Annotated in this window: 1 protein-coding gene; it reads right to left on the bottom strand. The window is 26.1% G+C overall.

Annotated elements, in window-relative coordinates:
* A partial coding sequence (locus L8X50_RS08210; protein ID WP_263660893.1) for a CDP-glycerol glycerophosphotransferase family protein occupies window positions 1-798 on the bottom strand: 798 nt, incomplete at both ends.

Genomic DNA, 798 nt, shown 5'->3' with positions numbered 1-798 from the left:
CCCATGCTGCAAAAAAATAAATTGTTGTCTAGGTGTAATATATCTCATCAAATACTCATCAGAATGAGAACTAATGACTTTGGAGGCTTTTTTTATAATCCTTTCAAATTCAAAACTCCCAAATTCTATTAAATTAAATCCTTCTTTTTCTAATCTTTCCCAATCTGAGCTTTCTTTTCTTAATGCAAAAACTATTTCTTGCTCAGGATGATTTTGCATAATATATCTATATAAATGTTCTGCATTATCATCTGCTTCATAGTCTCTATCCATTAAAAGCCAAATATTACTCTTTGGTAGTCTTTTTTGAAATTCTTTTCGGATGTCTTGGATGTTTACATTTTGATGATGTTTACCATTAAAACTTATTTTACTTTGCTCACCATCAATAAAATTTTCTAACTTATCTTTAGCATTTTTTGGAATATGAATCCATAATCTTTTTTGGTAGCAAAATACTCTATCTAAAAAATCATATTTAACTATCTTTTCATAATCTGCATATACTTCTTCTCCATCCACAACAATACTTTCTATATCTTTGTCATCCCCAGTATAGTAAGTAATTAAAATTTGATCTTTATAAGGATCATAATCTTCTATATAAGTTATTTGAAATGGTGGTTTTTCATTTTTAAAGCAATTTAGAATTCCTACTTGATAAAAAAAATTAAAACCTGGGATTTTATAGAAATCAAGTATTGTATTTTTATCTATATAAGAAAAATTTTGATCTAGTAATTCTAAATATCTCTGTTTTTCATTTTCACTCATAAAAGATAATTTCTCAGGAGAATT

It is taken from the genome of Campylobacter sp. CNRCH_2013_0898h (assembly GCF_025772965.1).
Taxonomy (GTDB): domain Bacteria; phylum Campylobacterota; class Campylobacteria; order Campylobacterales; family Campylobacteraceae; genus Campylobacter_D; species Campylobacter_D lari_D.
The sequence above is the reverse complement of the archived record's forward strand: the minus strand, read 5'-3'. Positions and strand labels throughout refer to the sequence as shown.